Below are 26,557 nucleotides of genomic sequence, written 5' to 3' on the forward strand. Positions count from 1 at the left end.
ACTGTGAAATTTTCTAGTTAAAAACTTATTTCTCCCATTCTTTTCCGTCCGTATTAATCCTTGAAATTTCCATATTTTCAATCTCTAATTTGGAATCTGCATGTATCCCGAATTTGGTGTACGGCTCTTCAGGAAAGAAAATTTCGGTCATCACCGTAGCTCCATCATCATAAAAAATTTCGATAGAAGTGCGGTCGACAATGAAATTTACTTTCAAAGTGTCGCTTTTTACAATTCGGGGTGCGGTTGAAAATTTCTGGGTGAATTTATCGCTGAAATCAATTAAACCTGATTTTTTCCGATTTACATAAAATTGATGGTCTTCCGTATTTAATCCGAATTTTAGCGAATCATTTTGAGAATTTGAAAGTGAAAATTGAAGCTTTTTAATTTCCTTAAGCGGAATAGCAAAGTTAAACTCATTGCTCATAAGATCACTTTGGGCCGGTGCGGTAAAAACCACTTTGTTTTGGTCTCTTTTTGACTGAAGTTGGATAGCCGATTTGTACTTTTCCAGTTCGCGGGCGGGCGTAGAAAAAATACGATAATCAGAATTAGTTTTTTTAAGAGTCAGCTCCCGGGGAAGGGTCATGCTGCTTCGCCACTTTTCTGTAGGTACTTCCTGAGCATATAACCAGTTGGACATCCAGCCTAAAAACAAGGTTCGACCGTCTTTCGAAGGAATATTAGACCAGGTTACCCCGGCATAATTATCTCGGCCAAAGTCCAGCCAGTAGTTATGTTTATCTTTCAGATCTTTAAAATTGCGTTCGGGAGTAAAGGTTTTTCCGTCAAAATCTCCTATGAAATACTGAGTGCCGGAGCCGCCATTATATCCGCCGGGATTGAGACTTTGTATCAGCACCCATTTTATTTCTTCAGAATCCTCAACCTTCATAGGAAAGAAATCCGGGCACTCCCACACACCGTCATGGGCACCTGTTTGCATACCGAATTCCGACAATTTTTGCCAGTCTTTTAAATTTTCGGAACTGTAAAAAATACTGCGGTCGTTGGCCGAGAGCACCATTAACCATTTTTTATGAATGGGATCCCAGGTCATTTTTGGATCGCGGAAATCTTTTAATCCCGGATTCTTTATAACAGGATTATTTTTGTACTTCGTCCAGGTATATCCCGAATCCAGGCTAAATGCGATCGCCTGTGACTGGTAATTGATCTTTCCTTCTTTTTCTCCCTTCGGGTCGTGATAGGTAAACATCGCCACGACCGGCGGATCATTCTCCCTTCCTAAACCTGAAGTATTATTTTTATCATAGACAGCACTACCTGAAAAAATATAGCCCTTTTCGTCTGGTTTCAGGGCGATTTCCCGTTGCTGCCATTCAATCATGTCTTTGCTGGTGGCATGTCCCCAATGCATAGGACCCCATACATTATCTTCCGGATAATATTGAAAATACAGGTGGTAAGTGCCATTGAGAAAGAACATCCCGTTCGGGTCGTTCATCCAGTGTGCCTGAGGTGTAAAATGGAAAGCTGGCCTGAATTTCTCTTCATCTACAATAGATTCATCCAGGCGCTTTTCAACTTTTTCTTCAGTTTTCCTTGCATTATTGCAAGCACCGAAAACAAGTATTATGAAAAAGCCGAAAAATAATATTCTTTTCATAAGATCATGATTTGAAAGATAATTCTGAAGATAATTCTTCGAGTGATTTTCCTTTGGTTTCAGGCATTATAAAAATCACGAATAATAATTGCAGTACCATCATGAAAGCGAAAATGGCAAAAACGGTTCCTGCTCCTATTGTTGAAAACAAAAATGGGATAAGTGAAGGAATGATCGCTGCCAGCAGCCAATGTGTTGAGGTTCCGAAAGCCTGCCCTGATGCACGAACGTGATTGGGAAAAATTTCAGCAATAAATACCCAGATCACCGTTCCCTGGCCAATGGCGTGGGAAGCGATAAAGATGAATAAGAAAATAGGAACATAGTACCCTCCCCAATTCAGAAAAAATGCGGCCGAGACCAGGGCCAATGAGATGATATATCCAATTGAACCGATGTACATTAACTTTTTTCTTCCCAGCCGGTCTATTAAGAAAACTCCAAATAGGGTAAAAATAAGGTTGATGACTCCAATCCCGATACTGCTGAGAAGAGCGGTGCTTTCGCCCAATCCTGCTTCCTGAAATATTCGTGGAGCATAATATAAAAAAGCATTTATGCCGGATAACTGGTTGAAAAATGCGATCAGGAATGCTAATATTAAGGGGAACCGGTATTTTTTCATAAAAACGTTTTCACCTTGAACCTCATTTTCAGACTCTTGTCGTATTCGAAAAATTTTATCTTCCACATTAATTTCTGGGTCGATATAATTAAGAGTTTCCCTGGCATCCTCAATCCTTCCTTTTGAAACCAACCAGCGCGGACTTTCGGGAATTGTTAGAACAAAAAGCATGTAAATGAGGGCGGGAATGGCTTCCACTCCAAGCATCCAGCGCCAGGGTTCACTTCCTGTATCGCGAAGCAGATAATTTGAAAGGAAAGCGATTAAAATACCCAACACAATATTAAATTGATAAAGGCCCACAAGTCGGCCGCGGTCTTTTGGAGGAGCGATTTCAGAAACATAAGCCGGTGCCGCAATGGTAGAAGCACCAACACCAAGACCGCCAATAAATCTGAAAAAAGCAAAAATATAGGGCCCGTCAACTAAGGCTGAGCCAAGGGCTGAGACAAAATAAAGAACACCAATAATCAAAAGTGTTTTTTTTCGGCCCAGAACATTGGTAGGGATCCCGCCAAAAATTGCACCTACCACTGTTCCCCAAAGGGCCATCGCCATAACAACCGAACCATGAATGGCGTCGCTGGTATGCCAGGCTGCCTGTAATTGTTGATCGGCGCCGGAGATTACAACAGTATCGAAACCAAAAAGAAAGCCGGCTAAAGCGGCGCAGATGGACCAGAGAAGGATTTTGTTCATCAGGTTAAGGGATTGATGATTTAAAAAATTATAAAAATTACTGGTTAAGATATGAATATTTCAGGAATTGAGAATTCTTCATTGAGCTGCATTCAAATGATCTATTTTCTTTAGGTTCTTAACCTCTAATTAAAAAAATCCCTTTTATTGAAAAAATTTACTTTTTTTTAAGCCTTGGCGTTAAATGTTACACAATTAGTTTTTTTCCACTTTCATTAAAATCTAAATTAGCCCTGATTAGTTTAAAAAACCCAACTATTATGGCAGCATATTTTAATACATCACAATTGAAAAGGTCAATGCAGGACCTTGTTAGGGAATATATTCAGGAATGCCGGGAATGCGAAGAACTATCGCAGGATTGTATGGATCTTATAAGACATAATTTCCTGGCCGAATTTGTAGTTTATAATAAGGAAGAAAATGCCATAGAAGTAGGCATTGAGGTTTCTAAAGAGGATGATCCATATCCTCAAATAAAGATCTATACTATTCCTTTAGATGAAGCCGAAAGGAAGATAGATCATTCATTCAGGAAAAATCATGAAGATCTTGAATTTTATGCGAAGCTTCTGGGAAAACGAAAAGGCCTAGGAGCAGACTCGGTTGTTGTAATGGAATAATGAAATAAATTTCCCCCGGGAAATCGAAGAGCAATTTTTAAATGGTCAGTTTAAAAATTGCTTTTTTTATTTGTTAAGCTGAAGCTTTTTCTCGTTTAGAAATATGTTCCATGATCATTTTGGCATGAATCCTGGAATTTTCAATAAACCATTTGTGGGTTTCCACGCCACCACAAATCACCCCGGCCAGATAGATTCCCGGTACATTGGTTTCCATGGTGTCTTCATTATAGGAAGGAATCTTTTTTCCATCATCAGATAAGCTGATCCCCATATTTTGTAAAAATCCGAAGTTTGGGCGATATCCTGTTAGCAGAAGTACAAAATCATTTTCAAGTACATCTTCCCCTTCAGGGGTGTCAATAACGACTTGATTTTCTCTGATTTCCTTCAAATTTGAATGAAAATAGGCTTTTATACTGCCTTCTTCGATTCGGTTTACAATGTCTGGACGCACCCAGTACTTTACGCGTTGACCAATTTCAGCCTGCCTTACGATCATGGTAACATCACCGCCTTTACGATAGATTTCCAAAGCAGCGTCTACAGCCGAATTACTGGCGCCGACAACCAGGGTTTTTTGCGTGGCGTAGTAATGAGGATCATTATAATAATGAGAAACTTTGGGTAAATCTTCCCCGGAAATTCCCAAATAATTGGGTATATCATAGAATCCGGTGGCGACAATTATATTCGCAGCAGTATATTCTCCTTTGGTTGTAAAAACCTTATGAGAATTTGCATTTTCGGTTTTGACCTCATTGACCTTTTCAAAAAGATGAATATTGATATCGTTTGAGGTGGCAATTCGCCGATAATATTCCAAAGCTTCCCTTTTTCCCGGTTTCGGATTACTGCTGATAAAGGGGATCCCGTCCAGTTCCAGTTTTTCAGAAGTTGAAAAAAAGGTCATATTGGTTGGGTAATTATATAAGGAATTTACCAGGCAGCCTTTTTCAATAATCAGGTAAGTGAGATTTTTTTTCTGCGCTTCGAGGGCACAGGCTATACCTATTGGGCCACCACCTATTATTATTACATCAAAATTCTTATTCAAAGTTTGCAATTTTTTTTAGGGTTTCGATGGTTTCAGTCGGATTTTGGGCTTTAAAGACAAAACTTCCTGCAACTAATACATCAGCACCTGCTTTGCTGAGTTTTTTAACATTTTGATCGGTCACTCCACCATCAATTTCTATCAATGTGGATGCATTGTTCATGGAAATTATCTCTTTAAGGCGTTTAATCTTTTTATAGGTGTTCTCAATAAAACTTTGTCCGCCAAAACCAGGATTTACACTCATTACAAGTACTAGGTCGATATCGTTGATCACATCTTTCAAAAGATCGACACTGGTATGCGGATTTATTGCTACTCCCGCTTTCATACCTTCTGCTTTGATCGCCTGTAAGCTTCGGTGTAAATGGGTACAGGCTTCGTAATGCACAGTTAGAATATCGGCACCTAATTTGGCAAATTCCTTTATGTACCTATCGGGATCTACGATCATGAGGTGAACGTCCAGAGGTTTATCGGTATGTTTTGCAATTGCTTTAAGAACTGGCATTCCATAAGAGATATTTGGGACAAATACGCCGTCCATGATATCTATATGAAACCAGTCGGCCTCGCTTTTATTTACCATTTCGATATCTCTTTGCAGATTGCCGAAGTCGGCGGCAAGCAGGGAAGGGGCAATAAGTTTTTTGTTCATTTTGCGGATGTTATGTGGCAAAAATAGAAAGAAATTAGGCTTTCTCTATGGCTTTAAAGAAAAGAGTTCTTTTAGCTTTGTTCTGGTACATAATAATTTGAAAAAATTACTTCGGAAAAATTCATTCCTTACCGCACTCACAAAACTAATTGTCCAGCTTGCGGAGTAAGACCAGAGCCGATTTATTTGCTTTAAAATTTCAGTAAAGATCTCGGAAAAATGTCAGGATTAAAAAGAAAAAACCCCGGTCATCACTCCGGGGTCATTCATCAATCAAAAAACGAACAGTTATTTTCATGTCGGGTCATCACTCCCTTCACTAAACTGTTGTTACTTTAAATATTTTAACCAAGATACGTTTTTAAAATTTTACTTCTGGACGTATGCTTCAATCTTCTTATGGCTTTTTCTTTAATTTGCCTAACTCTCTCCCTTGTTAGATCAAAAGTCTCGCCAATCTCTTCCAAAGTCATGGGATGTTGATCTCCAAGACCAAAATATAACCTAATTACATCAGCTTCACGCGGAGTAAGGGTTTCCAAAGCTCGTTCAATTTCAGTTCTTAATGACTCATGGAGCAGTTCTTTATCTGGATTTGGTGATTCACCAGAACGAAGTACATCATAAAGGTTAGAATCTTCACCTTCTACCAAAGGAGCGTCCATCGAAACATGACGACCGGAATTCTTCATAGATTCCTTAACGTCATTAATGGTCATGTCAAGTTCTTTTGCGATCTCTTCAGCACTTGGTGGCCTCTCGTGAGACTGCTCAAGAAAAGCAAAAGTCTTGTTGATCTTATTAATAGATCCGATCTTGTTCAGAGGTAAGCGAACAATACGGGATTGCTCAGCCAGCGCCTGAAGGATGGATTGACGAATCCACCAAACGGCATAAGAAATAAATTTAAAACCTCTGGTTTCATCGAAACGTTTTGCAGCTTTTATAAGACCAAGGTTACCTTCGTTGATAAGATCGGGAAGGGTAAGACCTTGATTTTGATATTGTTTTGCTACAGAAACGACGAAACGAAGGTTTGCTTTTGTAAGTTTTTCCAGAGCACGGTTATCACCAGCTTTAATTCTCTGCGCCAGTTCTACCTCTTCATCGGCAGTAATTAAATCTACTTTTCCTATCTCCTGCAAATACTTATCCAGCGAAGCAGTTTCACGATTGGTAACCTGCTTCGTAATCTTCAGTTGTCTCATCTATCTTCTACTTGAATTTTAATGGTGAATAGCCCTTGTACTGTTTATACGTAAGAAATCCGTAAAATGTTACAAAATTATCAAATAATTTTAAAATAACTGATAATCAGTATGTTAAATGTGATTTTTTTTGCTCTTCGACTTCTTAGTCGCAAGAAATTTCAGACCCTACAAAAAATATTTAAAAAAATTATCATAAAAAAACCGCGCTGAATGCGCGGCTTTTACTTTATTCAACAGAAAAATTTCTATTCTTCTCTTTTGTTTCCTTTATTTCGGTTATCCCGATTTCTATTATCTCTTCGGTCATTTCCGCGATCTCCACGATCTCCACGATTGCTATCACGGTTTCTGTCGCGATTATCGCTTTCAGATCTTTCGGGCCTTGGTAAAAGAGCTTTTCTGGAAACCTTTTCTTTCCTGGTCTTAGGATCAATTCCGAAATATTTCACATCTATCACATCTCCTAAATTGACTACGTCGGTCACATTATTGGTGCGATCCCAGGCAAGTTCAGAAATATGAAGCAGAACCTCATTTCCTGGAGCATCAAGATATTCCACCACAGCACCAAAATCAAGGATCTTAATTACTTTTACCTCGTAAATACTGCCTTTTTCAGGTTTAAAGGTAATAGAATCGATCTTCGCAAGAACTTTGTCAATTCCAGCCTGATCTGTACCCAGAATTTCAACAATTCCTTCTTCAGTTACAGGATCTTCGTTGATAACGATCTCGGTTTTGGTTTCTTTCTGAAGTTCCTGAATTACTTTTCCTCCAGGTCCTATCAAAGCTCCAATGAATTCGTTAGGAATTCTTCTTGTTATGATCTTTGGAGCATAAGGCTTCACATTTTCATTAGGCTCGGAAATGGTTTCAGTTAATTTGCCAAGAATATGTAATCTGCCGTCACGTGCCTGTTTTAAAGCATTTACAAGTATCTCATAAGAAAGACCTTTGATTTTGATATCCATTTGGCAGGCTGTAATACCATCTGCAGTACCGGTAACTTTAAAGTCCATGTCTCCCAAATGATCCTCATCACCGAGAATATCTGAAAGTACGGCATAATTGTCTCCGTCAGAGATCAATCCCATCGCGATTCCGGAAACAGGTTTTTTAAGCTGTACCCCTGAATCCATAAGTGCCATTGTTCCTGCACAAACAGTAGCCATAGACGATGAACCGTTGGATTCAAGTACTTCAGAAACTACACGTACAGTATAAGGACAATCTGCCGGGATCATTCCTTTTAAGGCACGTTGTGCAAGGTTTCCGTGCCCGATCTCCCGTCTTGACGTTCCTCTAATAGGATATGCTTCTCCTGTGGAAAAAGGAGGAAAGTTGTAATGCAGGTAAAAAGTTTCTTCTCCCTGTTGTGTTGGCAGGTCAACCTGGTTGGCTTCTCTTGAAGTACCAAGGGTTACTGTTGCAAGAGCCTGAGTTTCACCTCTTGTAAAAATAGCGGAACCGTGAGTGGAAGGGAGGTAACCAACTTCGCACCAGATTGGGCGGATTTCGGTGGTTTTTCTTCCGTCAAGGCGAATTCCTTCTTTGAGAGTAAGATCTCTTACCGCATTCTTGTGGGATTCAGCAAAATATTTTGAAATTAAATCTCCGTTTTCTTCGAGTTCTTCTTCAGTGAAAAGGGATTTTACTTCTTCCTTTAATTCGGAAAAAGCATCGGTTCTTTCTTTTTTGCTGGTCCCGCCTTTAGCGATATCATAGGCTTTTTGATAAGTGGCGTCGTGCACTTTTTTCTGAATTTCTTCGTTGGTTCTTGCAGTTTCGTACTCGCGGGTTGGCTTTTTACCGAAAGCTTCGGCAAGTCTTACCTGAGCTCTACACTGAACTTTGATGGCTTCATGAGCGAATTTAATAGCATCTGCCATTTCTTCTTCACTACATTCATCCATTTCACCTTCAACCATCATTACTGAATCTTCAGAAGCACCAACCATCATATCGATATCGGCGTCTTCAAGTTGTGTTCTGCTTGGGTTGATAACGAATTCACCGTTAATTCGCGCAACGCGTACTTCAGAAATAGGAGTTTCAAAAGGAATGTCTGACAACTGAATTGCTGCCGAAGCTGCAAGCCCGGCAAGCGCATCGGGCATCACTTCATCATCATGAGACATCAGCTGGATCATCACCTGGGTCTCGAATTTGTAATCTTTTGGGAAAAGTGGTCGCAATACTCGGTCTACCAGACGCATTACAAGAATTTCCTCGCTACTTGGCCTGGCTTCTCTTTTGAAATATCCACCAGGAAAACGTCCTGCAGCGGCAAATTTTTCGCGATAGTCAAGAGTTAATGGAAAGAAATCCATGGTAGTGGGAGTGTAAGAAGATACTACTGTACAAAGCAGCATTGCATTTCCCATTTGCACAACAACCGACCCGTGAGCCTGTTTTGCTAATTTTCCGGTTTCGAGGGAAATGGTTCTTCCATCTTCCAGCTCGATAACCTCATTAAAAGTCTTTGGAATCATAATAATTTGAATGTTTGATCTGAATAACTTCAACCAGATCATTTGTTAAACATAGGTCTCCGTCTTCCGGACGGCCGGGTTGTGTGTGGTGTGTAGTTGTGTTAGACCAATGAAAAACTATCCGCCTTGGCGGACGACAATTTTTGAAAACCTATAAAGGTTAAAACTAATATATAAAAAAAGGGGGCAAAATCGCCCCCTGAAATTTATTTTCTTAATCCAAGTTCCTTTACGATGGCACGATACCTCATAATGTCTTTTTTCATAAGGTAGTCTAAAAGACTTCTTCTTTTACCAACCAGTCTTACCAGTGAGCGCTCAGAGTTAAAGTCTTTGCGATTGGTCTTCAGGTGATCAGAGAGGTGTGCAATTCGGTAAGTGAACAATGCGATTTGACCTTCAGCAGAACCGGTGTCATTCTTACTGCTACCGTATTTTTCGAAGATCTCTTCTTTCTTTTCTTTTGTTAAATACATTCCAATATTATTTAAATGATTTTTATGTATCGGACAGGTTTTCTGTCCAGGCGGCAAAGATACTACTTATTTAATAACTACCTATTGAAAGCTGAATTTTTATAAAAAATAATCAGGCTCTAATAGTTTGATTCTGAATTAGATCCAGGTAAAGGTTGATCTTGTCTTTAAGCTGGGATCGTTTTACAATGAAATCAAGAAAGCCTTTTTCTAAAAGGAATTCAGCTGTTTGAAAATCTTTTGGAAGGTCCTTCCCGGTGGTGTCTTTTACAACGCGGGGACCGGCAAAGCCAATTAATGCGCCTGGTTCAGAAATATTGATATCTCCCAACATGGCAAAAGAAGCGGTAGTTCCTCCAGTTGTAGGATCGGTGCAAAGAGAAATATAAGGAAGTTTTGCTTCTGCAAGCTGAGCCAATTTAACTGAAGTTTTGGCGAGTTGCATCAAACTTAAAGCGGCTTCCTGCATTCGAGCGCCACCAGATTTGGAAATAATCATTAATGGAAGCTTGTGTTCAATGGCATAATCTGCTGCACGGGCAATTTTTTCACCTACGACGGAGCCCATACTCCCTCCAACGAATTTAAAATCCATACAGGCAATTACCAGCTCTTTACCTTTAGATTTTCCAACAGCACAGCGAACGGCATCTTTTAAGCCGGTCTTTTCCTGGGCAGCTTTTAAACGATCGGTATATTTTTTAGTGTCTTCAAAGTTCAAAGGATCCTGGGCAGTCATGCCTTTATCAAGTTCTTTAAACTTATTATCATCAAAAAGAATTTTAAAATATTCGGCACTTCCAATTCTAACATGATAACCATCCTCAGGGCTCACATAAAAATTGCTTTCCAGCTGTTCAGCATCAACGATCTTTCCGGTTGGCGATTTGTACCACAAACCTTTGGGAACATCCTTTTTCTCTTCAGTAGGAGTTTGAATTCCTTTTTGTGTTCTTTTAAACCACGCCATTTCTTTCGAATTTTGAGATTCTTTTTCAGAAATAAAAAACAGCCAAAAATTTTAAATTTGGCTGTTTCTGTATGTTTATAAAGTGTTTACGTTATTCAGATCTTCAAAAGCTTTTTTGAGTCTGGCTTTGAAGGTTAATTCACCCTCACGAATCCATTTACGAGGATCATAATATTTTTTATTTGGTGAATCGGGACCTTCAGGATTCCCTATTTGAGCGGCCAAATAATCTTTTTTACTCGCCATGTAATCCCTAATACCTTCCAGATATGCATACTGAAGATCCGTATCTATGTTCATTTTAATAACACCGTATCCTATGGCTTCACGAATTTCTTCAACTGTAGAACCACTTCCGCCGTGGAAAACGAAATCGATATGATTATTACCTACCTTATATTTTTCGGTAATATAATCCTGCGAATTTTTAAGGATTTTTGGAGTAAGTTTTACGTTACCCGGCTTATAAACTCCGTGAACATTACCAAAAGCAGCAGCGATAGTAAACTGGTCGCTCACTTTGCTTAGTTCTTCATAAGCATAAGCAACTTCTTCAGGCTGAGTGTACAATTTTGAGGAATCTACATCGGTATTGTCAACACCATCTTCTTCACCTCCGGTGATCCCCAATTCAATTTCAAGAGTCATTCCCATTTTTGACATTCTCTTCAGGTATCTTTTACAGATATCCATATTTTCTTCAATTGATTCTTCTGAAAGATCAATCATATGAGAGCTGTAAAGTGGGATTCCGAAAGTTTCATAGTGCTTTTCACTGGCATCGAGGAGGCCGTCTATCCACGGAAGGAGTTTTTTAGCGCAGTGATCTGTATGCATGATCACTGAAGCTCCATAATGTTTAGCCATTTCATGCACATGTTTCGCTCCTGCGATTCCACCTGCTATGGCAGCACGTTCATTTTCATTAGATAATCCTTTACCGGCATTAAACTGGGCTCCACCATTAGAAAACTGAATAATTACAGGTGAATTTAATTCGGATGCCGTTTCCAGAACAGCATTAATGTTGCTGGATCCAATTACGTTTACTGCGGGAAGGGCAAATCCTTTTTCCTTCGCATATCTGAAAATCTCCTGAACTTCTTTTCCTGTGGCTACGCCTGGTTTGATGTTGTGACTCATAATTTTTTTGAATTAGGCTTACAAAAATAAGAAAATAAACTGGCTTAGAAAGGATAATTAATACCTACATTATAAACCGCATGTCCAAAATCATAATGAGGGAACCATCGTTCCCCAACAGGTAAAGCAGGATTATAAGTTTTAAAACCTATATCAAACCTCAATACGAAGAAATCAAAATCGTATCGTAAACCAAATCCCGAGCCTACGGCGATATCTTTAAGATCTGCAAAGGAATTGAAAGTTGAAGCTTCATCCTGTACAATATCAAGAACGTTCCAGATGTTGCCAATATCTGTAAAAACGGCTCCGTTCAACGAACTGAAAAGGTTAAAACGATATTCCAGATTAAGCGCCAGTTTCATGTTGGCTTCATTAAATTCATTGCGCCCACCGCTGCTTCCGGGACCCAGGTCATAGGCCTGCCATGCACGATTGTCGTTAGGACCGCCTGCGAAAAAACTTCTTGTAAAGGGAATACTGTTCGCATTTCCATAGGGAATAGCTACTCCGCCAAAAGCCCTGGCCGCGATAACATTATCATTTCCCAAATCCCAGTGCTGGATAAAATCCAGTTCCGTTTTAACATATTGAGAAAATTGAACTCCCAGGATCTCGTAATTGCCATTCATGTTCTTCGGGAGGCCTCCAATTTTCGAAACTGCCGTTAAAAAATTTCCGGCGGTTTCAATTTTAAAACGAAAACGCGAAAATTCCTGGTCGTAAAGGTTATTTTTTGTATTCCAAAGGTAGGTGTAGTTACTGGCGAAGATCAGGTTATTTTCAGTCAGTCTATTCTTACGTTCCCTGATATTGATAATATTCTTTCGTTGTGCTTCGGTTAAACCCTGTGTGGTGCCATTATTATTTTCGACTCCGTCAATAAAATTTTCTGTTCCCTGCGGAATGATGAGATCACCATTATCATTTAGAAATTCCGGATCGGTGACCACATTATCGCTTTGAACAATATTGTTGAGTTCGTCATAAGAATTTCGGTAAACATTGAAATAATTAGCAATATTCAGGTTTCTTACGTACTGAATGTTCAACAGGTCGAAACGGTTGGAAAGTTGTTTTGAAGGTGTCCAGCTATAGTTGACGATGCCCGTAAAATTTTGTTTATCCAACCCAATATTTTGCTGACTGCTTAAACCAAGGCTGAAAGTGGTGAATGGAGAAGTGTATTTAGGGATAAATTTTTCAGTATTGAAAGGTAGAAATATCCGGGGAAAAGAGAGCTTCATGTCGGCACCGATTTCTGAAATATCGAAAAAACGGGCGTTATTCCTGCTACCTGCGGCATCGGTAGAAGAGCCTACACTTCCGCGTCCTGAAATTTCAAATATTTCGGCCCTTCTGAAAATATTTCGGATAAGAAGAGAACCTCCAAACCCAATTCCAAATTTCTGAATATTGCTCTGTGAAATATCAAAATCAAAGCCCAGGGAATATTTGGGCAGTGGTGTGAGAAATATGTTGGTTATCAAATCGGTTCCGGAGCTATCGGCAGGATCTGGGATGAATTGCACGTTTGGGTATTTAAAAACCCTTAACGAATTCAAACGGGTGTAGGTTCTCGTGCGTGCAAGATCACTGTAGGTATTACCAGGTTTTATAAAGATGGCATCAGTAATAGCTTCAGGTTTGTAGCCCAATTGATCGAAAGAATAAACCGTATAATTTCCTATTTTCGCGCTATCACTAATTCTGTCATTCCTATTTTCATAGGTGTAATCGGTAAAAATATTCACTTTACTTATCTCGTGAATCTTAAAAGGTTCCCGAGCTGTGCTATCGCTGGAATTTATCTTTCTGTTTTTGATATTGAGCGTGGTGTTAATCTTATGATCGGTATTTAAGGTGTCGGCATCAAAGGTTATATATTCCTGGTCGAAATTATAGACGCCGTTGTTCCTGAAAAGCTGGGAAAGCCGATCTCTTTCCTCGTTAAAATCTAGCGTATTGTATTGAGCGCCAGATTTTATCTTGCTTTCGGTACGATGAAGATTGTAGAGGGAATCCAGCGCCGGCGAAGCAATGTCGGTTTCAATACTGTCTATAATGTAAGGTTCATGGGTGGTAATATGATATTCAACCCTTGCCCTTTTGTCTTTTCCAATAACAGGGATAATATCATAATCGGTTTCCACATTGAACCAGCCGTTATTCCAGTACCAGGATTGGAGGCGATTAGCCGATTTCTGAACCTCTTTTTTGCTGATTATTACCGGAGCTTCTCCTGTTCTCTTGATCCATTCATTAAATTCAACGCGGGAATGCAGGAATTTTTCAAATTGTTTTTCTGAAAGTAAATTGGTAAGCCTCCTTTTTTTTCGCTCATTTTCCAGGAATTTTTCAGTAAGGATACTGTCAATATTGGGTCGCGCAAGATTATAAAAATGAAGCTGAAGCGGTACCCCTAGAAAACGGGTGTTTGGCCTCTGGTATAACTGGCTATACACACTTTCATTGCTTATCTCCTGGTCGTTGGTAAAAATTTGGTTCTTTACCAGTAAATTTTCATCCGGTTCAAGACGTTTAACGGCGTTGCAGCTAAATATTAAGAAGGTTCCGGAAAATAATAATATTTTTGTGAAAAGCCGATTCAAGCACGTGGGATTAGAGGCTCAAAAATACATTTTTTGAATGGTTAGCAAAAGTCAGATTAAGTTAATAAAAAGCCTAAGCCAAAAAAAGTTCCGGACGGAACATCAACTTTTCGTGGTAGAAGGCAAGAAAAGTATTGAAGAATTTCTGAAATCAGGTTATGAAACATCATTTTTCTTTACTTCAGAAGAAGGACTTTTTGAAGCCGAAGGAGCGGTTTTAATTGCAGAAACCGAACTGGCAAAAATAACCATGCTTAAAAATCCGCAGAAAGTTTTGGCGGTTTTCAAGATTCCGAAACCAGCGTCACCCAATTTTAACGGATTGATTGTAGCACTTGATGGTGTGCGCGACCCTGGCAACCTGGGGACAATAATAAGACTTTGCGACTGGTTTGGTGTGGAGCAGATAATGGCTTCTGATGATACTGTTGATTGTTATAATCCCAAAGTGGTGCAGGCCAGTATGGGATCCCTGGGCAGAATAAAAATTCAGTACTTAGATCTGGAGAAAATTTTTAAAGTTCTGCCGGTTGATTACCCTGTTTTTGGTGCTTTTCTGGAAGGAGAAAATGTCTATAAAAGTATTCTGCCCGAAAGGGCGGTCATAGTAATGGGAAATGAAGCTCATGGAATTCGGGAGAATATCACTCAATTTATAAATTCACCTGTCACCATTCCTCAATTTGGGAAAAATCAACAAACAGAAAGTTTAAATGTCGCGATGGCTACAGCAGTTTTTTTAAGTGAATTTCGAAGGACAGGCTTTACTGGAAAACAAAATTAATAAAGATCGCCCGCGACATCATTTTATCAACATTTCCTGTATAAATACTATTCGGATCTGCATCGCGAATCAATTCATCATTTAGTGCAAAAACTCCACGAATGGAAGGGGAAAGCTTGAAATAATAGAGATACAGGTCTATCCCAAAGCCAATTTCATAATAGTATGAATTTGTGGTCATTCTAAACTGTCCGGCACTGTTGTCATCGGGATTATCCTGATTGCTACTTAAATTAATGGAAGTGGAGAGACCTCCTTCTACGAATGGGCGGAAATTATTTAACCTGTTAGCATTAAATTTTACTAATAAGGGAATATGAACATAAGTGGCACTTACTTCTCTATAGGTGCCGGCATCGGCTTTTATAGCCTGAAAGCCTCTTGTGTTGAAACTTACGCCGGGTTCAAGCCTTAAATCGAGATTGTTGGTGAGTCTCAGATTTCCTATGAGCCCCACATTGAAACCCACTCTTTTTTCGACCCTGAAATCCTGGCCAGTGACATAGTTCGAGCTGTAATTCTTGTAATCAAAATTGAAATCATAGGAGTTTAATCCAAGAAAATAGCCCCACGACCAACGCTGCTGATCAAAATTTTCATTATTCAATATGCTCTCACCCGAAAATAATTGGGCTTGTGCAGCCTGTATGCCAAAAGCCACCAGGGCAATCGTCAGTATTTTTTTCATGGTCTTACTTTGAAGCAATATAAATGGTTGAAACGCCAAATGTCTGGGGCAGATCCTTCACATTTATAAACCCAATTTTCTCTAAAATATTGTTGAAAGCTACACCGTAGGGAAAATTTGCAGCGCTTTCACTCAGGTATGAGTACGCATTTTTATCTTTTGAAAAAAGTTTTCCTATAATCGGAAGTATGTATCCTGAATAGAAATGATAGCCCTGTTTAAAAGGGAATTTTGTAGGGACAGAGGTTTCCAGTACCACGAAGATGCCTCCAGGGGACAGGACTCTTTTTATTTCTTCCAGGCCTTTTTCGAGATTTTCAAAATTTCTAACTCCAAAAGCAACCGTAATGGCATCGAATGTATTATCCTCAAAAGGTAAGTTTTCAGAATCTCCCTGGATCATTTCTATTTTCGATCCCAGGTCTCGTTTCGCGATTTTTTTTCTTCCTACCTTCAGCATTCCCTCCGAAAGGTCCAGGCCTACAATTCTTTTTGCTCCCGTACCTGTCATCTGGATCGCAAGATCTCCGGTACCTGTAGCAATATCCAAAATGCTTTCCGGATTTGTTTCAGCGACCAAAGCCACTACTTTTTTCCTCCATTTCACATCACTTCCCAAAGAAATTACGCGGTTGAGGCCATCATAATTTTCTGAAATCGTATCGAACATTTGCTCGACCTGTCGCTTTTTAGTGAGTTTAGAATCCTTATAAGGAGTTACCTTCTTACTCATGGCAAAAATTTGCTTCAAATATAACTGATATGACTGAAATTGATGCGAGCTGATTCAGTTTTCTCTGGTTGCTGAAAGATAAAGAACTCTTCTTCTTTTAAAGAATTAAAAAAGAAGCTGTTTAAAAAAAATTTAAAATCATCTGAATTGTAGTGAGAATCTATAACATAGTAAAACCATAATTATAGACCCGGAAAAAATCCTGACGCTGACAATTAAATCCTTAAAACAGCTTCTTTATGGGAATATGAATTAGTCCTTTTTTAAGACTTATGCATCTTTAAGAGCAGTTTTAATCCTTTTCATAGCTTCTTTTATCTGATCTTCACTTGCCGCGTAAGATATCCTGATACATTCAGGATTTCCAAAAGCATCTCCTGTAACAGTAGCCACATAAGCTTCTTCTAAAAGGAATAAGCTAAAATCGGAAGCATTTTCAATTTGATGCCCTTTTATTTTCTTTCCGAAGAAATGAGAAATATTCGGGAATACATAAAAAGCGCCCTGTGGTTCGGTAGTAACGAAACCTTCAATTTCATTTAAGAGATCCAGAATTAATTTTCTTCGGCTTTTAAATTTGTCGACCATATAGCTGATCTCCGAAACGGGAGCTTCAAGGGCTGTAATTACTGCACGCTGAGCTATACAGTTAGCGCCACTGGTAATTTGCCCCTGCATTTTATTACAGGCTCGTGCGATGTAAGAAGGCGCGCCAATATAGCCAATTCTCCAGCCGGTCATGGCAAAAGCTTTAGAAACACCATTCACAGTAACAGTACGATCATACATGTCTTCAAATTCTGCCATGGAGAAATGTCCTCCCACAAAATTGATATGTTCGTAAATTTCGTCGCTCACAATAATAATATCGGGATGTTTTTTAAGAACATCGGCCAGGGCCCTTAATTCTTCTTTGGTATAAACCATGCCGCTTGGATTGCAGGGTGAGCTGTACCAGAGCATCCTGGTTTTAGGAGTAATGGCTGCTTCAAGTTGCTCCGGAGTGATCTTGAAGTCGGTTTCCACAGTGGTAGGGATCTCTACGGGAACACCTTCTGCCAGTTTTACAATTTCGGCATAACTAACCCAATAAGGGCAGGGTAGTAGCACTTCATCTCCGGGATTCAGCATTACCATGGCAACGTTCGCTAAAGATTGCTTTGCGCCGGTAGAAACCACAATTTGAGAGCGGTCATAAGTTAAGTTATTGTCCCTTTTGAATTTCTTGATAATGGCGTCTTTCAGTTCAACATATCCGTCTACCGGGGTATATGAATTGTAATTCTCATTAATTGCTTTGATGGCGGCCTCTTTAATAAAATCGGGTGTATTGAAGTCGGGTTCACCCAGGCTTAAGCCAATAATATCCTTGCCCTGTTCTTTTAGCTCACGCGCTTTTGCAGCCATGGCAAGTGTTTGGGATGTGGCCATACTTTTGATCCGGTTCGATAGGAATTCCTGCATTTTTGCTTTGTTTAGTTAATTAATATTGAAAAACTGTTTTTTGCGCGTATTTCCTTTTCAGGGAAACAGCCTCAAAGTTAAAATTTTAAATATTCAGAGGCCCCTGTTTTGGAAAAAATTAGCCGTTAAAATTAATTACTTTTGCAAAAAAGATTTGAATCGTGGAATTGATCAAGAAGTACTTTCCGAATTTAACAATCGAGCAGTTTTCGAAATTTGAAAAACTGGAAGAATTATATAAAGACTGGAACCTGAAAATAAATGTGGTGTCAAGAAAAGATATAGATGAACTTTATCTGCGTCACGTTTTGCATTCTTTAGGAATAGCGAAGGTCCAGGAATTTCTTCCGGACTCGAAAATCCTTGATGTTGGAACAGGAGGCGGTTTTCCGGGAATTCCTTTGGCTATAATGTTTCCCGATTCGGAATTTCACCTGGTAGATTCTATTGGAAAGAAAATCAAAGTAGTGGAAGAGGTGAAGGGGGGTCTGGACCTGCAGAATGTAAAATCTTTTAATGAGCGTGTGGAGGATATTAATGGTTCTTACGATTTTATAGTAAGCCGAGCAGTAGCGGTGATGCCTACTTTTGTAAGATGGGTAAAAGGTAAAATCGCAAAAGAGAGCCGCCACGAGAGAAGAAATGGCATTTTATACCTTAAAGGCGGTGATTTAACCGAAGAACTGAGCGATTATAAAACCGCCCAGGTCTTCGATCTTTCTGAATATTTTGAAGAAGATTTTTTTGACACCAAAAAGGTAGTTTACCTCCCTATGAAATACAAAGGCTGATTATTATTCACTGATAATTACCTTTTTCGAGTATTCTTTTTCGCTGGTAAAAACTCTTACTACATAGACAGCAGCACTCAAAGGTCTTTCTACCGGTAGATAAATGGCTTTTGAAATGTTCAAATTATCAAAGTTCTTGATAAGCTGTCCATTAAGTGTATAGAGTTCTACATGACGAACATCCAGTAAATCGGGATTTGAAAGAACTATTTCCTGGGAATTTCTTAAGTAATCAACTTTTAAATCGGTTGCGATCATGTCAGGATCTGTTGCATCGTTATTTTCTGATGGTTTTTGGAAAACGATCTCATACCTATCGTTAATGTATCCGGGTTCAGCGGTTGCTTTAAACGCAGTTTTCTGAAGGTTGAAATAAATACTATCTTTTTTATCATGAAGATAGATATCAATTCCTTTTTCAAAATTTTCAGTTTTATCTATCTGAATGCTGAATTCTCCCTGCTCACCAATTTTGATTCCCAAGGGTAATACCTGGTCACGATTGAAATTAGGTACAGCCTGTATAACATATTCACTTTCATTGATCAGCCAGTACATATCTTCAGCATTGTCTTCAATAAGAGGAGCGTCATAACCCAGATCAAAACCATTTTTCGTATTGCTGTCAGCTGTTACCAGGATTTGCCTGTGATAACCCTTAGGCGAGGAAAAACTTAACCTTATTTTATAACGGGTATCCTTTGTATATTCTGCCTGTTTGACCGATTTGGCCTTAGCCTTTTCAGGTGCAAGAAAATAAGAGTCTCCCGATGATTCTTTTACAAAAACGCGCTGGGCATTTCGGAAGGTAATATTTCCTCCTGCTATTGAATAGTTACCCGCGGCAGCATCATCAATCACTGTGTTTACAAAAAATCCCTGGGCGACGGGAATGTAGCGCGCCGGAGCTTTGGTACTTGTTTGTCCTGTCGCATCAATTCTCTCATCAGTGGCAATAGCAGGAATTCCGCCTGAAAGATTATAAACTCCGTAACCTCCCACGTATTCCACGAGATAATGTGAATATCGGGAACCAAAATGATCCCAGAAATAAAGCGATCCATTAAAAATATTTGCCGAAGCCGTTCCTCCTTCTACATCCCTAAGGTTATCACGAATGAACTGATCTCCATCTATTGCTGAAGGATATGGATTTCCCACGAGCCTGTTTTCACCGTTTGAGATGTCGAGTGTAATATTGCCATTATTAGGTTTTCCACGGAAAACATAATTCTGTTGACTGGAAACAGGCGCACTTCCTGAAGTTCCTTTCATAGACCAGCCAACACCGGGTTCTAAAAGGTCGGTTTCACTAAACCAGCTCCATTCACCATAAGTGTCTGCAGTACCCTGGAATTCATAAAACCAGAAAGTACTAATTCGCTTGGGCCCTGAATAAGCATTGTCTGCATAATGATACTGGTAATTAAATGAGATACCAGCAGGAGATGCAGGATTTGTGCCATCCATAAGTACATCGGCTATATCAAAACCGTAATTATTTGGCTGGCCCTGAAGGCTTACGGGTGACGACCAATAGTTGTAATTGAAACTATTCTCTGTTCCCTGTTGATCGCGGTCTAGGTAACCGCTACTTGCCTCGTCAAGAATACTGCCTTCTGTTTGAATCAGTTGAGATTCTCCTTCCAGGTTGATGGTACCATCAAGTTTCAAGTAATGAGTGATGGTGAGCGCCTGGCCGGTTTGACTGGGCACATTTCCATCCATTTTGAGTTCTCCGGAATGAGAGACCAAACCGAGCATGTAAATATTTTGAGCGGTGGAATAAATATCATGGTAAGTTTCAGCAATATTCCATTTGATTTCATCTCCGTTGATCCCTTTTGCGTTCGGAACATCCCATACTGTAGGTCTTAACCAGGTATTTTTATCTCTCCATGAGCCGTTTTGACTGGAGATATATGGGAGAGGTGCGGTATTTTCCTGCGGAGTGGTAATATTGATTATTTTTCCTTCAACACCTATTGCAGGAATTATGTTACCGCATCCTATTCCTATTTTATCCATTCTGTAATAGGCGCGTAGATCACTCCAATTCAAATTTGGAATTTGTATGGGGATCACTTCTCCTGTTACCTTTGTGCCTGATGCCTGTAAACGTTGGTTCATCATTATGTGCATTTGCTCTGGCGTTAATGCTACATCCCATATTCTTATTTCGTCAATCCATCCGTTAAAGTAGTTTACTGCTTGTTCTGAACCGCTAACATCCATTGCACCCAGGATTGCGTGATAAGCATTTTCACCCGGAGCTGCACCTCCAGTTGTTTTAAGTTTTATTCCGTCTATATATAATTTATACTCTCCAGATGAGGTATGGACCACAGCGATATGATACCAGCGTGAGGTATCAACTTTATAGGGAGAAGAATTTATTGTTCCAGCACTATTCCAATTAAAGAAAACAGTACCGTCTTTTATTGAAAGGTCATAACCCTTGGCCGTACCGGAATAATTCCCGTCCCTTTTTGAAAAAATGGTTCGGGTTCCGTTTATTGCATTCGGCTTAACCCAGAATTCCAGGCTGAAGTTTCCATTCAGATCATAATTGTCACTAAAATCTATATGATCATCTGTTCCATCAAAATCAATTTTATCACACTCGGTGATGGTAACAACCACGTCATTAGAACACCCGGCAACAGTCCAGGTGAGGGTATATGTTCCTGCAGGAGCCGAAAAAATTGCATCGGGATCATGTATATCTGAAAAAGATACATCTCCGCAGGATGAAGAATTTCCATTCCATGACCATTCTCCAATGTCTCCTGTACCTGGAGCATCACATTCTCTACAACCTGATGCCGGTGTTTCAAAGGAACCTTTAGCTATATTTTCCCTGGCTGTTATTGTATTGTCATAAGCATTTAATTGAACCTGATTATGACCGCATTCTTCACTGGTATACACGATATCTTCTCCCGCATAAGAATAAGATATGTAAAGGTCTATTAGATCGGTTCCCTCTTCGCTATAAGTTCGGCAACCATTGATCAAAGCAGTCGCCCCATATTGTTGAATTCCGGGAGTATCTGGTATAAAATTAATTGGTACCTGTGTTTGTCCGGTTTCTAAAGGATTTTCATTAGGATCACCAATACCTTCGGTCCATTCCAATTCAGTATCAACATAAACCTGTTTATTAACCAGGATATTATCCATAGCCCAAACGCTATTATCGCTGGTGCCCGTAAAAGACCATCTAATTCTCACATTGCTTTCACCTAAGTAAGCATCAAGAGGAATCGAAGTGTTATCATCCTTAAAATAGTAATGAGTGGAATCGGAAACGCCTGTAGATTCTGCCGTACCTGCCGTTAACCATTTTTTTTCTCCACTTCCAGCAGGATGAATTACTTCCAGGGTAGAATACGTACTTCCGCCATCAAGTGATATTTCAATGGACGCAACGTCATTATTCGCGAAGAAATAGGCCTGGTCAAAATCTAAACTTGCTGACTCGGCATTTGAAAGATCCATAATAGGACTTTCGAAAGTTGTTGTATATCCAATATTTCCCTGAGCTATGGCAAATTTTCCTTCTTCACTATCGAATTCGATGCCGCCAAATGGGTGGTTATTTGTACCGGACCAGTTTCTGGGTTTTTTTGCATCTCCTCCTGCTGTAAAGCCTCCAGTCTGACCATCGACAAGCCAGCCATTTGGATCCTGGGTATTTAATTGCCCCACATTAAAATCTCCTGAAGAATCAGGTATTGCATCCTGAGTAGCTTTGTAATTTGTTTCTGCGATAAGATTTACATCCTCTCCTAAACAGTATAAGTTGTCTTCGTCCTGATTTGTAACTGTTGGAGGAGCTCCAGGGGGTAGTGCCCTTATATAAAAGGTATCAGAATATTCTATACAGGTTCCTACCTGTATTAACACTCGATAATAAGTAGACTCAAATGCGCCTGCCGCAAAGGTTGCTGTATAAGAACTGCTATTATTAGAAATTTCTTCCCAAATTCCCTTATTGACCGCATATTTATCCCATCGAACGATATTTCCTATTTGCCCTGTTAAATTCAAATAGACAGAAATCTGATCGCCGCATGAACTAATATCAATTTGATGTTCAAATTCGGTAGATCCAAAAGTACCTTTTATGGTTCCTCCATTAATATCTTCCGGGATAAGTTTTACGTTCTGTTCCTGCGTAGAGGTATTTCCCTGACTATCTATGTATTCCCATACAATTGTTTGAGTCCCGCTGAATGAGAACGGAAATACAAAGTCGTCACTTAATTTACCTTCTATTGTGCCTTCACAAGCATCAGTTGCCGTTGGAATATCGAGATCTGAAATACTTGAAATCTGACAACCTCGAATTTCTTTAATTGGTAATGTTTCTACATCCGGAACAGGAGGAACAGTATTGTTGATGATAACATTTTGCGCTACAGTTCCGGTGGTATTACCGGAGGCATCAGTAAAAATCCAATACACAGTTTCCGACTCATCAAAACTCAAATCGGTGAGGCCGGTAGTTCCTGTAATTACCCCATCGCAATTATCGGTAGTGGTAGGTGCTACTATTGTCAAAGGGCATTCGCTTTCTATGTCTGGTAAGGTAGGGATTTCTGGGATTTCTGTATCCTGAATGGCAATTTGCTGAGTGACTTCAATGAAATTTCCTGCTTCGTCAGTAACCTTGTAGGTACGTGTAACAACTTCAGGATTAAAATTGTTGTCACTAACATCTGAAACCCATTCTACCATTGGACTTGTAGTACAATTATCAGCAGCGTCAATGACTACTGAAGGATCGGCTTCCGGTACCTCACATTGAACATTTACAGCTGCAGGATTGCTGGCAGTGGGTTTTTCATTATCGGAAACAGTCACATCAAAAGAACAGGTTTGTGTGTTATTTGAAGCATCTGTTACCGTCCAGATAACCGTAGTTGTCTCTTTTGGGAAAACGGCTCCTGCCAGGGAACTGGTATTATTGAAATCATTGGTGATGGTAGCTCCTGTACAGTTATCGGCAAAGGAAGTCGGATCAAATTCATTGCCCTGAACGGTATAATCACATGAACCTGCATCGGTATTTTTATTCTGATCGGCTACACAAGTGATTGTGGGTTTTTCATTATCGGAAACTGTCACATCAAAAGAACAGGTTTGGGTGTTATTTGACGCATCTGTTACTGTCCAGATAACGGTAGTTGTTCCTTTTGGGAAAACGGCTCCTGCCAGGGAACTGGTATTATTGAAATTGTTAGTGATCGTAGCTCCTGAACAATTATCGTTGAATGAAGTCGGATCAAATTCATTGCCCTGAACGGTATAATCACAGGAACCTGCATCGGTATTTTTGTTCTGATCGGCTACACAAGTGATAGTGGGTTTTTCATTATCAGAAACAGTCACATCAAAAGAACAGGTTTGGGTGTTATTTGAAGCATCTGTTACTGTCCAGATAACGGTAGTTGTTCCTTTTGGGAAAACGGCTCCTGCCAGGGAACTGGTATTATTGAAATCATTGGTGATGGTAGCTCCTGTACAGTTATCGGCAAAGGAAGTCGGATCAAATTCATTGCCCTGAACGGTATAATCACAGGAACCTGCATCGGTATTTTTGTTCTGATCGGCTACACAAGTGATAGTGGGTTTTTCAATATCGGAAACAGTCACATCAAAAGAACAGGTTTGGGTGTTATTTGAAGCATCTGTTACTGTCCAGATAACGGTAGTTGTTCCTTTTGGGAAAACGGCTCCTGCCAGGGAACTGGTATTATTGAAATCATTGGTGATGGTAGCTCCTGTACAGTTATCGGCAAAGGAAGTCGGATCAAATTCATTGCCCTGAACGGTATAATCACAGGAACCAGCATCGGTATTTTTATTCTGATCGGCTACACAAGTGATAGTGGGTTTTTCATTATCGGAAACTGTCACATCAAAAGAACAGGTTTGGGTGTTATTTGACGCATCTGTTACTGTCCAGATAACGGTAGTTGTTCCTTTTGGGAAAACGGCTCCTGCCAGGGAACTGGTATTATTGAAATTATTAGTGATCGTAGCTCCTGAACAGTTATCCGCAAAGGAAGAGGGGTCAAATTCATTGCCCTGAACGGTATAATCACAGGAACCAGCATCGGTATTTTTATTCTGATCGGTTACACAACTGATAGTGGGTTTTTCATTATCGGAAACTGTCACATCAAAAGAACAGGTTTGGGTGTTATTTGACGCATCTGTTACTGTCCAGATAACGGTAGTTGTTCCTTTTGGGAAAACGGCTCCTGCCAGGGAACTGGTATTATTGAAATCATTGGTGATGGTAGCTCCTGTACAGTTATCGGCAAAGGAAGAGGGGTCAAATTCATTGCCCTGAACGGTATAATCACAGGAACCAGCATCGGTATTTTTATTCTGATTGGCTACACAACTGATAGTGGGTTTTTCATTATCGGTAATAGTCACATCAAAAGAACAGGTTTGGGTGTTATTTGACGCATCTGTTACTGTCCAGATAACGGTAGTTGTTCCTTTTGGGAAAACGGCTCCTGCCAGGGAACTGGTATTATTGAAATTGTTAGTGATCGTAGCTCCTGAACAATTATCGTTGAATGAAGTCGGATCAAATTCATTGCCCTGAACGGTATAATCACAGGAACCTGCATCGGTATTTTTGTTCTGATCGGCTACACAAGTGATAGTGGGTTTTTCATTATCAGAAACAGTCACATCAAAAGAACAGGTTTGGGTGTTATTTGAAGCATCTGTTACTGTCCAGATAACGGTAGTTGTTCCTTTTGGGAAAACGGCTCCTGCCAGGGAACTGGTATTATTGAAATCATTGGTGATGGTAGCTCCTGTACAGTTATCGGCAAAGGAAGTCGGATCAAATTCATTGCCCTGAACGGTATAATCACAGGAACCTGCATCGGTATTTTTATTCTGATCGGCTACACAAGTGATAGTGGGTTTTTCATTATCGGAAACTGTCACATCAAAAGAACAGGTTTGGGTGTTATTTGACGCATCTGTTACTGTCCAGATAACGGTAGTTGTTCCTTTTGGGAAAACGGCTCCTGCCAGGGAACTGGTATTATTGAAATTGTTAGTGATCGTAGCTCCTGAACAATTATCGTTGAATGAAGTCGGATCAAATTCATTGCCCTGAACGGTATAATCACAGGAACCTGCATCGGTATTTTTGTTCTGATCGGCTACACAAGTGATAGTGGGTTTTTCATTATCGGAAACAGTCACATCAAAAGAACAGGTTTGGGTGTTATTTGAAGCATCTGTTACTGTCCAGATAACGGTAGTTGTTCCTTTTGGGAAAACGGCTCCGGCCAGGGAACTGGTATTATTGAAATTATTGGTGATCGTAGCTCCTGAACAATTATCGTTGAATGAAGTCGGATCAAATTCATTGCCCTGAACGGTATAATCACAGGAACCTGCATCGGTATTTTTATTCTGATCGGCTACACAAGTGATTGTTGGGGCTACATTATCAACTGCAGTCACAGGAATTGTTGAAGGACCGTATGAGTTTCCTGAATTATCGGTTACACTTAAAGTATAATCACCCGGATATAAATTCGAAATGTTTTGAGAAGTACTTGTGTAAGCATTAGGGCCTGACCAGGAATAAGTATAAGAACCATCCCCGCCGGAAACAGAAATTGCTATACTGCCGTCGTTTGAATTGTCACAGGTAGCATTGGTAACTGTGGAATTCACAGTTAGGCCTGTTGCCAAACCTGTGGAAGCAATACTAAAACCGAATACGAAAACCAGAAATAAGATTAAAAATCCTCCGGTTTTCACCGATGAGGTAATTTTACGCATACGCAACCGAATTTAAAACTATCGGTAAAAGTACACATAAAATCGATTAAACGCACAAAAAAGTA

Annotated in this window: 17 protein-coding genes; 3 read left to right on the plus strand and 14 right to left on the minus strand. The window is 39.8% G+C overall.

Annotated features, from left to right (window positions below; genetic code table 11):
• Positions 1-25: 25 nt before the first annotated feature.
• Both C7S20_RS09730 and C7S20_RS09735 read right to left on the minus strand, forming a co-directional pair.
• Complete coding sequence (locus tag C7S20_RS09730; protein ID WP_107012299.1) at positions 26-1,633, minus strand: glycoside hydrolase family 32 protein; 1,608 nt, start codon at positions 1,631-1,633, stop codon at positions 26-28.
• Positions 1,634-1,637: 4 nt separating this feature from the next.
• Complete coding sequence (locus tag C7S20_RS09735) at positions 1,638-2,957, minus strand: sugar porter family MFS transporter (RefSeq protein ID WP_107012300.1); 1,320 nt, start codon at positions 2,955-2,957, stop codon at positions 1,638-1,640.
• Positions 2,958-3,217: 260 nt separating this feature from the next.
• Between C7S20_RS09735 and C7S20_RS09740 the strand changes: the two genes are divergently transcribed.
• The gene (locus C7S20_RS09740) at positions 3,218-3,580 is read left to right on the plus strand and encodes a hypothetical protein (RefSeq protein WP_107012301.1); all 363 of its coding nucleotides are present in this window, start codon (positions 3,218-3,220) and stop codon (positions 3,578-3,580) included.
• A gap of 73 nt (positions 3,581-3,653) precedes the next feature.
• On the opposite strand, the gene C7S20_RS09745 is transcribed toward C7S20_RS09740, so the two are convergent.
• From C7S20_RS09745 to tamL, 8 genes are all read right to left on the minus strand, one after another.
• A complete protein-coding gene (locus tag C7S20_RS09745; protein WP_107012302.1) occupies positions 3,654-4,646 on the minus strand; it encodes a YpdA family putative bacillithiol disulfide reductase in 993 nt (330 codons plus the stop codon).
• Entirely contained in the window at positions 4,630-5,295 is a 666-nt protein-coding gene (gene rpe, locus C7S20_RS09750) for a ribulose-phosphate 3-epimerase (protein ID WP_107012303.1), read from the minus strand. The genes C7S20_RS09745 and rpe overlap by 17 nt, the downstream gene beginning before the upstream one ends.
• A 344-nt stretch (positions 5,296-5,639) precedes the next feature.
• The gene (locus C7S20_RS09755; protein ID WP_072552879.1) at positions 5,640-6,503 is read right to left on the minus strand and encodes a sigma-70 family RNA polymerase sigma factor; all 864 of its coding nucleotides are present in this window, start codon (positions 6,501-6,503) and stop codon (positions 5,640-5,642) included.
• A gap of 248 nt (positions 6,504-6,751) precedes the next feature.
• A complete protein-coding gene (locus C7S20_RS09760; RefSeq protein ID WP_107012304.1) occupies positions 6,752-8,998 on the minus strand; it encodes a polyribonucleotide nucleotidyltransferase in 2,247 nt (748 codons plus the stop codon).
• A gap of 206 nt (positions 8,999-9,204) precedes the next feature.
• Positions 9,205-9,474, minus strand: a complete 270-nt coding sequence (gene rpsO, locus C7S20_RS09765) for a 30S ribosomal protein S15 (RefSeq protein ID WP_107014177.1) — start codon at positions 9,472-9,474, stop codon at positions 9,205-9,207.
• Positions 9,475-9,586: 112 nt separating this feature from the next.
• A complete protein-coding gene (gene accD / locus C7S20_RS09770) occupies positions 9,587-10,444 on the minus strand; it encodes an acetyl-CoA carboxylase, carboxyltransferase subunit beta (RefSeq protein WP_107012305.1) in 858 nt (285 codons plus the stop codon).
• A 75-nt stretch (positions 10,445-10,519) separates the two neighbouring features.
• Positions 10,520-11,587 carry a class II fructose-bisphosphate aldolase gene (fbaA, locus tag C7S20_RS09775; RefSeq protein WP_107012306.1) on the minus strand — a complete coding sequence of 356 codons (1,068 nt, stop codon included), beginning with the start codon at positions 11,585-11,587 and terminating at the stop codon, positions 10,520-10,522.
• 44 nt (positions 11,588-11,631) lie between these two features.
• Positions 11,632-14,199: a translocation and assembly module lipoprotein TamL gene (gene tamL, locus C7S20_RS09780; RefSeq protein ID WP_107012307.1), complete on the minus strand. Its 2,568-nt coding sequence runs from the start codon at positions 14,197-14,199 to the stop codon at positions 11,632-11,634.
• A gap of 37 nt (positions 14,200-14,236) precedes the next feature.
• On the opposite strand from tamL, the gene C7S20_RS09785 reads away from it, so the two are divergent.
• Positions 14,237-14,983, plus strand: a complete 747-nt coding sequence (locus C7S20_RS09785; protein WP_107012308.1) for a TrmH family RNA methyltransferase — start codon at positions 14,237-14,239, stop codon at positions 14,981-14,983.
• On the opposite strand, the gene porT is transcribed toward C7S20_RS09785, so the two are convergent.
• From porT to C7S20_RS09800, 3 genes are all read right to left on the minus strand, one after another.
• The gene (gene porT, locus C7S20_RS09790) at positions 14,964-15,671 is read right to left on the minus strand and encodes a type IX secretion/gliding motility protein PorT/SprT (protein WP_107012309.1); all 708 of its coding nucleotides are present in this window, start codon (positions 15,669-15,671) and stop codon (positions 14,964-14,966) included. The genes C7S20_RS09785 and porT overlap by 20 nt on opposite strands.
• A gap of 4 nt (positions 15,672-15,675) precedes the next feature.
• Positions 15,676-16,404, minus strand: coding sequence for a bifunctional demethylmenaquinone methyltransferase/2-methoxy-6-polyprenyl-1,4-benzoquinol methylase UbiE (gene ubiE / locus C7S20_RS09795; protein WP_107012310.1), 729 nt, complete (start codon positions 16,402-16,404; stop codon positions 15,676-15,678).
• 270 nt (positions 16,405-16,674) lie between these two features.
• Entirely contained in the window at positions 16,675-17,868 is a 1,194-nt protein-coding gene (locus C7S20_RS09800; protein ID WP_107012311.1) for a pyridoxal phosphate-dependent aminotransferase, read from the minus strand.
• 161 nt (positions 17,869-18,029) lie between these two features.
• Between C7S20_RS09800 and rsmG the strand changes: the two genes are divergently transcribed.
• The gene (rsmG, locus tag C7S20_RS09805; protein WP_107012312.1) at positions 18,030-18,659 is read left to right on the plus strand and encodes a 16S rRNA (guanine(527)-N(7))-methyltransferase RsmG; all 630 of its coding nucleotides are present in this window, start codon (positions 18,030-18,032) and stop codon (positions 18,657-18,659) included.
• A 3-nt stretch (positions 18,660-18,662) separates the two neighbouring features.
• Here the strand turns inward: rsmG and C7S20_RS09810 are convergent, their stop codons facing one another.
• Positions 18,663-26,492, minus strand: a complete 7,830-nt coding sequence (locus C7S20_RS09810; RefSeq protein ID WP_107012313.1) for an HYR domain-containing protein — start codon at positions 26,490-26,492, stop codon at positions 18,663-18,665.
• Positions 26,493-26,557 lie beyond the last annotated feature (65 nt).

The organism is Christiangramia fulva, assembly GCF_003024155.1.
Lineage (GTDB): Bacteria > Bacteroidota > Bacteroidia > Flavobacteriales > Flavobacteriaceae > Christiangramia > Christiangramia fulva.

Bases quoted from the DNA above. Each gene is read 5' to 3' on its own strand.
- C7S20_RS09730 (WP_107012299.1), bottom strand. From the start codon at position 1,633: ATGAAAAGAATATTATTTTTCGGCTTTTTCATAATACTTGTTTTCGGT.
- C7S20_RS09735 (WP_107012300.1), bottom strand. From the start codon at position 2,957: ATGAACAAAATCCTTCTCTGGTCCATCTGCGCCGCTTTAGCCGGCTTT.
- C7S20_RS09740 (WP_107012301.1), top strand. From the start codon at position 3,218: ATGGCAGCATATTTTAATACATCACAATTGAAAAGGTCAATGCAGGAC.
- rpe (WP_107012303.1), bottom strand. From the start codon at position 5,295: ATGAACAAAAAACTTATTGCCCCTTCCCTGCTTGCCGCCGACTTCGGC.
- C7S20_RS09755 (WP_072552879.1), bottom strand. From the start codon at position 6,503: ATGAGACAACTGAAGATTACGAAGCAGGTTACCAATCGTGAAACTGCT.
- C7S20_RS09760 (WP_107012304.1), bottom strand. From the start codon at position 8,998: ATGATTCCAAAGACTTTTAATGAGGTTATCGAGCTGGAAGATGGAAGA.
- rpsO (WP_107014177.1), bottom strand. From the start codon at position 9,474: ATGTATTTAACAAAAGAAAAGAAAGAAGAGATCTTCGAAAAATACGGT.
- accD (WP_107012305.1), bottom strand. From the start codon at position 10,444: ATGGCGTGGTTTAAAAGAACACAAAAAGGAATTCAAACTCCTACTGAA.
- fbaA (WP_107012306.1), bottom strand. From the start codon at position 11,587: ATGAGTCACAACATCAAACCAGGCGTAGCCACAGGAAAAGAAGTTCAG.
- C7S20_RS09785 (WP_107012308.1), top strand. From the start codon at position 14,237: ATGGTTAGCAAAAGTCAGATTAAGTTAATAAAAAGCCTAAGCCAAAAA.
- porT (WP_107012309.1), bottom strand. From the start codon at position 15,671: ATGAAAAAAATACTGACGATTGCCCTGGTGGCTTTTGGCATACAGGCT.
- ubiE (WP_107012310.1), bottom strand. From the start codon at position 16,404: ATGAGTAAGAAGGTAACTCCTTATAAGGATTCTAAACTCACTAAAAAG.
- C7S20_RS09800 (WP_107012311.1), bottom strand. From the start codon at position 17,868: ATGCAGGAATTCCTATCGAACCGGATCAAAAGTATGGCCACATCCCAA.
- C7S20_RS09810 (WP_107012313.1), bottom strand. From the start codon at position 26,492: ATGCGTAAAATTACCTCATCGGTGAAAACCGGAGGATTTTTAATCTTA.